Annotated in this window: 7 protein-coding genes; 3 read left to right on the plus strand and 4 right to left on the minus strand. The window is 30.9% G+C overall.

All coding sequences use genetic code 11. The annotated features are described in order from the left end of the window. Both ACH2BC_RS03820 and ACH2BC_RS03825 read right to left on the minus strand, forming a co-directional pair. The coding region (locus ACH2BC_RS03820) for a PLP-dependent cysteine synthase family protein (RefSeq protein ID WP_395052660.1) at window positions 1–1,015 on the minus strand (1,015 nt) is incomplete at its 3' end. An 81-nt stretch (window positions 1,016–1,096) separates the two neighbouring features. Next, a complete protein-coding gene (locus tag ACH2BC_RS03825) occupies window positions 1,097–3,157 on the minus strand; it encodes a S9 family peptidase (protein WP_395052661.1) in 2,061 nt (686 codons plus the stop codon). Between the two features lie 228 nt (window positions 3,158–3,385). Between ACH2BC_RS03825 and ACH2BC_RS03830 the strand changes: the two genes are divergently transcribed. Both ACH2BC_RS03830 and ACH2BC_RS03835 read left to right on the plus strand, forming a co-directional pair. After that, window positions 3,386–3,706 (plus strand): YbaB/EbfC family nucleoid-associated protein, encoded by a 321-nt coding sequence (locus ACH2BC_RS03830; protein WP_395052662.1) that lies wholly within the window; start codon window positions 3,386–3,388, stop codon window positions 3,704–3,706. Window positions 3,707–3,740: 34 nt separating this feature from the next. Continuing rightward, complete coding sequence (locus tag ACH2BC_RS03835) at window positions 3,741–4,190, plus strand: GNAT family N-acetyltransferase (protein WP_395052663.1); 450 nt, start codon at window positions 3,741–3,743, stop codon at window positions 4,188–4,190. Between the two features lie 123 nt (window positions 4,191–4,313). On the opposite strand, the gene ACH2BC_RS03840 is transcribed toward ACH2BC_RS03835, so the two are convergent. Together ACH2BC_RS03840 and ACH2BC_RS03845 are read right to left on the minus strand one after the other, a co-directional pair. Further along, window positions 4,314–7,547, minus strand: a complete 3,234-nt coding sequence (locus tag ACH2BC_RS03840) for a beta strand repeat-containing protein (RefSeq protein WP_395052664.1) — start codon at window positions 7,545–7,547, stop codon at window positions 4,314–4,316. Between the two features lie 82 nt (window positions 7,548–7,629). Continuing rightward, window positions 7,630–7,833 (minus strand): hypothetical protein, encoded by a 204-nt coding sequence (locus tag ACH2BC_RS03845; protein WP_395052665.1) that lies wholly within the window; start codon window positions 7,831–7,833, stop codon window positions 7,630–7,632. Window positions 7,834–8,045: 212 nt separating this feature from the next. Between ACH2BC_RS03845 and ACH2BC_RS03850 the strand changes: the two genes are divergently transcribed. Continuing rightward, window positions 8,046–8,796, plus strand: a 751-nt coding sequence (locus tag ACH2BC_RS03850; protein ID WP_395052666.1) for a tetratricopeptide repeat protein, incomplete at its 3' end; no start/stop codon positions are given.

The raw sequence follows: 8,796 nt of genomic DNA on the forward strand, positions 1-8,796 counted from the left end.
CTTCTTCGGCATTAACACTATCAAAAAATCCTTGTTCGTTCATCCATTCATCGCTAAAAACTTTACTCATATAACGCGAACCATGATCTGGAAATATACCTACAACATTACTGTTTGCTGTAAATTCTCCTTCCTCAGCATATTGTTTTATGGCTTGCATTACTGCACCAGAAGTGTAACCTACAAATAATCCTTCGGTTCTAACTATTTCTCTTGCTGTGTGCGCACTTGCTTCGTCAGTAACTTTCATAAAGTGGTCTATCGAATCAAAATCGGTTGCAGTTGGAATTAAATTCTTTCCTAAACCTTCAATTCTATAAGGATAAATTTCGTTTACATCAAATTCTTTAGTTTCATGGTACTTTTTTAATACTGAACCAAAAGCATCAACTCCAAGAATTCTAATATTTGGATTTTTTTCTTTTAAGAATTTTGCAACACCAGAAATAGTTCCTCCAGTTCCGCTACAAGCAACTAAATGTGTAATTTTTCCAGCCGTTTGTTCCCAAATTTCTGGACCAGTTGTTAAGTAATGTGCATCAATATTTAACTGATTAAAATATTGATTAATATAAACAGAACCTTTCGTTTCTTCGTGTAAACGCTTGGCTACACTGTAATAAGAACGTTCATCATCGGCAGAAACGTGTGCAGGACAAACATAAACTTTAGCTCCAAGTGAACGAAGCATATCAATTTTATCTTTTGAAGATTTAGAACTTACTGCCAAGATGCAACTGTAACCTTTAATAATACTAACCATTGCTAAACTAAAACCAGTGTTTCCAGATGTAGTTTCAATAATAGTATCACCAGGTGTTAAAATTCCTTTTTTTTCAGCTTCTTCAATTATGTATAATGCAATTCTATCTTTAGAGGAATGTCCTGGATTAAAAGCTTCAACCTTTGCATAAAAGTTTCCTTCTAGTTTTTCGGTGATTCTATTTAACTTAATAAGAGGTGTGTTTCCTATTAATTCCAAAACGTTGTTGTAAGCTTTTATATCTTCTTTCATAAAATAAATTAGTCAAGGCAAACATTTAAAGTCGGATTTTATAAACTTCAAAACTTTGCAAATTTAATAATTTTTCTTTTACTATTTTCTTATTTTTTCTAAATCTAATAAAAAACTGAATTCTTTAGCAACTTCTTTCAACGATTCAAACCTTCCAGATGCGCCACCATGTCCAGCTTCCATATTTGTATCTAAAAATAATTGATTTTTATCGGTTTTAAAAACTCTCAATTTAGCTATCCATTTCGCTGGTTCCCAGTATTGTACCTGAGAATCGTGCAATCCTGTAGAAATATACATATTAGGATAATCCTTTTTCTCTACATTATCATAAGGTGAATAGGACAACATATAATTATAATATTTTTTAACATTTGGATTTCCCCATTCGTCGTATTCGCCAGTTGTTAAAGGAATAGTTTCGTCTAGCATTGTTGTTACAATATCTACAAATGGAACTTGTGCAATAATTCCGTTATAAATTTCTGGATTCATATTAGCAATTGCGCCCATTAATAATCCTCCAGCAGAACCACCTTCGGCATATAAATGTTTTTCAGATGTGTATTTTTGAGCAATTACGTGTTTAGAACAATCAATAAAATCGGTAAACGTATTTTTCTTTTTTAATAATTTTCCGTTTTCATACCATTCTCTTCCCAAATCTTCGCCACCACGAATGTGCGCAATAGCATAAATAAATCCTCTGTCAAGCAATGATAATCTTGTGGTTGAAAAATAAGGATCAATATTCATTCCATACGAACCATAAGCATAAAGCAAAAATGGATTTTCAGAATTTAATTCAATTCCTTTTCTGTAAACCATAGAAATTGGCACTTTTGTTCCATCAGTTGCGGTTGCCCAAATGCGTTCTTCGGTGTAATTATTTTTATCAAATGTTCCACCAAGTACTTGTTGCTCTTTTAAAACTACTTTTTCTTTGGTATTCATATTAAAATCTATAACAGAACTTGGTGTTGCCATTGATTGATAAACGTAACGTAAAATATCTGTATTAAAATCGATATTGGTTGTAGTTTCTGCTGTATAAGTCTCAATATCAAATGGAAGATAGTATTCTCCTACTCCATTCCAAGGCATAATTCTAATTTTATTCAAGCCATTTTCTCGTTCAGAAACTACTAGAAAATCTTTAAAAATATCAATTCCTTCTAGCAAAACTTCTTTACGATGTGCAATTAAATCTACCCAATTTTCTTTAGAAGTTTTGTCTTCTGGTGTTTTCATTAGTTTGAAATTGGTGGCATCATCTTTATTGGTCAAGATGTAAAAACTATCTTCATAATGCGAAATAGAATATTCTAGTTCACGTGTTCGTTTCTGAAATACTTTAAATTTTTCATCAGGAGTTGAAGACAAAAGCGTTTGATATTCAGTTGTTAAAGTACTATTAGAAGTTATAATTATGTATTTATTAGATTTAGATTTATAAACAGAAATATCAAATGTTTCGTCTTTTTCATAAAAAACTACTTCATCATTTGACGCATCTGATCCTAATTTATGCTTAAAAATTCTATCTGGACGAAGTGTTGTCTCGTCTTTTCTAGAATAAAAAATAGTCTTGTTATCGCTTGCCCAAGTTGATCCACCAGTAGTGTTTTCTAATTTTATAGGAAGAATTTCATTGGTTTCTAAATTTTTAATTTGAATTGTATATTGACGTCTAGAAACGGTATCTATTCCAAAACAAACCCATTTATTATCTTCAGAAATACTAATTCCAGAAAGTTGAAAATAACTAAAACCTTTAGCCATTTCGTTGCAATCAAATAAAATTTCTTCATTGGATTCTAAACTTCCTTTTTTGCGAGAATGAATTGGGTAATCTTTACCTTTTTCGAATCGAGTAATATAGAAATATCCGTTATAAAAATAAGGAACAGACTCATCATCTTCTTTTATTCTGGCTTTCATTTCTTCAAACAATTCCTTCTGAAAATCTTTGGTATGCGCTGTCGATTGATTGTAAAAGTCGTTCTCTTTATTCAGATAATCAATAACTTCAGGGTTTTCTCTATCGTTTAACCAATAATAATTATCCGTTCTAGTATGACCGTGTTTTTCTGAGGTGTGTGGAATAGTATTTGCTATTGGCGGTTGTAAATCTTTAGTCATAATCGTATTGTGATACTTTTGTAGTTAAACAAAAATAAAGCATCTTGGCTTTTATAACTAGTTTTTAAGAAATAATTATACAATAGAAATTAACAAAAACTTATTGCTTTAGGAATAAAAATTTAGAGTTTAGATTTTCCAAATTTATTATTAAACTTTAAAATTGATTTTTGAGATTGCAATTGACATTGCTATTGAAATTCGTTACATTTGTAAAAAAAAAAAACTATGGACTTAATGGGAATGATGGGTAAACTAAGAGATACTCAAAATAAAATTGAAGAAACTAAAAAAAGATTAGACACCGTTTTAATAGACGAACAAAGCTCTGATGGATTATTGAAAGTAACTTTTACAGCCAATAATAAATTAAAAACTATTGCAATTGATGATGCTCTGCTAGAAGATAAAGAGCAACTTGAAGATTATTTAATTCTGGTAATTAATAAAGCAATAGAAAAAGCAGAAGCCATAAACAAAGCCGAACTTGATGCTGTAGCAAAAATGGATATGCCAATGATTCCTGGTATGGAAGATATGTTTAAGTAAAAATTAAAACTTTTAAATTTCATCATCTTTAACAATGAAAATAGTAAAAGCCACAAGTAAAGATGATGAAGTTTTAACTAGTATAACAAAAAAATCTAAAGCATTTTGGGGTTATTCTGCCGAGCAAATTTTAAAATGGAACGATTCTTTAACCGTTTCTAAAGAATATATTGAAACCTATAATGTCTTCAAACTTATAACCGAAGATACAATTATTGGTTATTATTCTTATTTCAATATAGAAAAAGACACCATAAAACTAGACAATTTATTTATTCTTCCAGAACATATAGGAAAAGGATTTGGAAAACTTTTAATGAATGATTTTCTAAATAAATTAGAAAAATCAGAAACTAAAAAAGTACAACTTCATGCAGATCCAAACGCAGAAAACTTTTATTTAAAACTAGGATTTAAAAAAGTTGGCGAGTTTGAAACTACCATTAAAAATAGATTTATGCCAATCATGGAACTTGATATGTAAAATCAAAAATATCAAATTTAAATACTCCAAAAAGTTTTGTTTAAACAAAAACAAACTTTTTTAAATTAAACAACTGACTATGAATAATATAAAAACAAAAATTCAAACCTGTTTGAAATAGTTTTATTTATTTTCAAGTGTTTTAAGTCGTGTTTCTAATTGATAATTTTTTAGTAGTAATTCTTTTATCATTAATTGTTGTTCTTGAATTGCTTTGGTTAAAACTGAAACAACTGGTGCCATATTAAGCGTTTGTGGTTGGATTTTTCCTTCTTTAGTCAATCCATCTTTTTCTCCATTTACAGCACTCGGAATTATTTCTTGCAATTCGTCTGCAATAAAACCTTCTATAACTTCATCACTTCCTGTAAAAATAGTTTCAGGAATATTTTTATATTTAAAACTAACCGGATTAAGTAGCATTACTCTAGATATAGCAGTATTATTTATTGGAATAATATTTTCTTTTAATCGTCTATCAGAAGTGAATTGAAACGTTCCAACATTAAATGTGTCTATCCAAAGTTGCCCAGCTGTTCCAGTCCAATTAATATTATATACATTTCCAGGATAAGTACCTAAAGTTCCTGTTCGGCAACGATAACCCGTAGATCGCACAAAACCACCTGCTACTTCTAATTGATCTACCGGAGCTGAAGTTCCTATTCCTACTCTACCTTCGTTTGCTGGAACAATAATGGCATAATTATTAAAAGGTGCACCAGTTGCCGAGAAAAAACCACCAACATTGGTAGTTGTATTTCCTGTAGCTGTAAAATATCCAGCATAATTTGAAGATACACCACCACTTGCATCGGCAGTAATTCCGTAATTAGTTGTTGCAAGTGTAGTTGCAGAAAAAGCACCTCCTTTTGGACTAGTTCCACCTAGAACCGATATTCCTACTCCACTAACTCCTATTCCGCTTCCTGTAAATCGTCCGCCTATTCCATTATTAATACCAGAAGCCCTTCCTTCTACTCCAATTCCTGAAAAATTTGTATTATTTTCTACATAAGCTGTAGCATTATTAGTAGATGAATCGGTAACATGAAGTCTGAATAACGGTGTTGAATTTCCTATTCCTACATCACCACCGCCACTTGGAACTATTATTGCATAATTATTAGTTCCACCTGTTGCCAAAAATAAACCTGCATGATTATTAAATCCTCCAAATGAAGCAAAATAACCACTATAATTAGTCGAAGTTGCAGTTCCGTTCGTTACAAAACTACCACCATAATTTATAACTCCGTTAGATACAATTGCTCGAGTTCCATAATTAATAGATGCTCCAATAGCTTGAAAATAGCCAGCAGTAGTTTGTGAAGTTCCATTATTTGCAATAAAATCCGCTCCAGTTGCTGTTGCACCACCTGTTGAATTAAAAACACCAGCCCAATTTCCTGTTGTACCTCCAGAAGCTGAAAAATTGGCACCATAATTTCTTGTACTTGCTCCAAAAGTTTGAAAATTTGCACCATAATTATTTGTTCCGCCATTTGCTGAAAATTGCCCACCATAGTTATTTCCATTGGTGCCAGAACTTTCAAAAATTCCACCAACTCTATATGCAAAAGCACCACCATTTCCTGATGAAATACCTCTAATTCCAACGGCTGTTCCAGAGTAGGTTGATGCATTAGCAAAACTTTCGAGGCCAACTGAACCACCAAAAAACTGACCGCCAATTCCAAAACCAGGATTATTAACAGACGAACCTATAATTCCAATACCACTTGTATTTCCTATAAATGTATTTTCAGATAAAGAGGTTGTAAAACCAGCATTTGTTGTTGTAATGTGAAGTTTATTTACAGGATTTGATATTCCTATTCCAATATTTCCAGAAGTTTTCTTTACTCGAAATCGCTCAACATTATTTGTTCCAATAACAATATCATTGGCATCGGTTGTTCCAATAAAATTTTCATTGGCAGCAATAGTAGATGTTCCATAAGTAATTGGATCTGCCGGTTCTATAGTTGTTGTATTTCCTATTAATTTCCAATCATTAGAAACCGATCCTCCAATTGGTGTCCATAATGTTCCGTTCCAATAATAATATCCGGGTGCAACTCCGTTTATTCCAGCAATCGTAGCGGTATTATAAATAAGGGTTGATGTTGGCAATGCACCACCTTGAGGATTAACAACTGGTGCAGCAATATTATTTGCTGTTAATGCAATTCTGGGAAATAAAACACCGTTTGTAGCGGCTGAAACATCTAACATGGCGTTTGGTGTAATAGTTCCAAAACCAACTATTCCTCCACCATTTGGTACTACAATTCCATAATTTCTATTGCCTCCAGATGCTGCAAAAAAGCCTCCATAGTTTATCGTTCCTACAGCAGTTGTAGTTTGAGCATTGAAATTTCCTCCATAATTAGTCGAATTAGTTCCTCCGACAGCAGTTGCAAAAACTCCACCGTTTAATGAATTGGCTGGACCATTTGCTTGAGATTGTGAACCCACATTTTTTAAACCATTAAATGCTGTAAAAAAACCGCCAAAATTTTCAGTAGCAGTAGATCCAAATCCTATTAATGCACCACCAATATTTATAGATCCTCCATCAGCCTCTGCATTTATTCCATAGCGATTACCTGTTGATGCTAATCCTGTAGATGTAAAATCACCACCATAAGTAGTTGCTCCACTTGATCCGTTATTAATGGCTTGAATACCGTAAGCGTTTCCAGTAAATTTTCCGCCAATTCCAAAGGCAGGATTGTTAATCGACTTTCCTTCTAAACCTATTCCGTTGCTATTTCCAATAAACGTATTTTCTGAAAAAACTGTGGCTACAGCTGGTATTGAAGTTTCTATATGTAATTTATTAAGTGGATTTGCAGTTCCTATACCAATATTGCCAGAAGTTTGTTTAACTCTTATTCTTTCTATGGTATTTGTTCCAACTACTACATCATTGGCATCAGTTGTGCCAACAAAATTTTCAGTAGCTCCAATAATTGATATTCCGTAAGTAAGCGGAATAGTAGGATCATTTGTAGATACATTTCCATTTATTTTCCAATCATTTGAAATTGGATTTGAAAAAGGTATCCATAAAATTCCATTCCAATAATAATACCCAGGAACAACTCCATTTGCTCCTGTAACTGTAGCTGTATTATATATTAATGTAGAAATTGGTAACGCACCACCTTGTGGATTTACAACTGGCGCAGTTACATTGTTTGCTGTTAATGCAATTCTAGAAAATAATACGCCATTTGTAGCAGATGAAACATCTAGCATGGCACTTGGTAGCGTAGTGTTTATTCCTATTTGAGAATAAGTTGTCTGTGATAAAATAAAAACAATAAAAAACAGGAAGTGCGTTTTCATATTTTAACTATTTAATTTACAAAATTGAATATAAATGTGCTCTAATTGTATCACTTAAAAGAGTGATTTTTAATTCATTTTATCACATTTTATACTCTAAATCATCCCAGACACCATCATACCAATGAAGAGGAGATAATTTTATAAAAAAATTATTTATTTTTTTGATTGCTTTTCTAAATGATTTTTTTGGAGATTTAATTATTGATGATGAACAAATAATTGTTTCTTTTGGAATAGAATTTTCAAAATTAAATAATAACGGAAAATTTAAATGTAGTCTCATAATCGAAATATTTAATGGGTTATTAATGATACAAATTTCGATAGTAATGCCCTTTGTTTTATAACGTAAAAGTGTGATATTTAAATTATTATCTGCTTTGATAATGAAAATCCAAGTTTATCACGTAAAAGAGTGAATTTTTAATTAATAGTTGGATTATTCAATATTTATGTGAAACCTTTACAAGTATTCTTAATTAAAAAGATAAAATTATGAGAAAGATTATTATACTGTTTTTTATATTTTCATTTTTTAGTAGTTATGGACAGAAAACAATTTTATTAAAAAAAGAATTTGAAAAATTAAGAGAAACAACAGAAAAATTGGCACTTTTTTATCCTGATTCTGCTAAAGTATACAGTGACAAATTAATGATTTTAGCAAAAAAAACAAAGTCAGAACAACTTTATGCTAATGCAATTACAACTAAATTAAGAACAAATGTTTTTACTAAAAACGCTTTGCAATTAAATAAAGTAGCTCTTGAAATTAATTTGAAATTGAATAACAAAAAAGAAATTGCAACAAATTATACACTTTATGGAGTAATCTATTTATATAAAGCTGATTATACAAATGCTGTAAAATACTTTAATCAATCATTAGAAATATCCGAAAATAATAAATTTTATTCGTTGACTAAACAGAATTATAGAGCACTTTCTACGCTCTATGGTTTGCAAGAAGACTACCCAAAAACATTAAAAACTGTTCAAGAAGCTTTAAAATTAGAAAAAGAAAAACCAGATGAACGCGAAAAAGGTTTGGCCTATATTTGTTTAGCTACTTACTATGATTATGTGGCAAAAAAAAATGACTCTAATCACTATTTTCAATTAGCATACAACTCGTTTAAGCTAATAAACAATGATTATAATAGGGCAATTACTTTGTTAAATTGGTCTGTTTTATTTGTAGATAGTAATCCCATAAAATCATTAGAAATGGAATTTGAAGCTCAAA

The organism is Flavobacterium sp. (assembly GCF_043760115.1).
In the GTDB taxonomy this organism is placed as follows: domain Bacteria; phylum Bacteroidota; class Bacteroidia; order Flavobacteriales; family Flavobacteriaceae; genus Flavobacterium.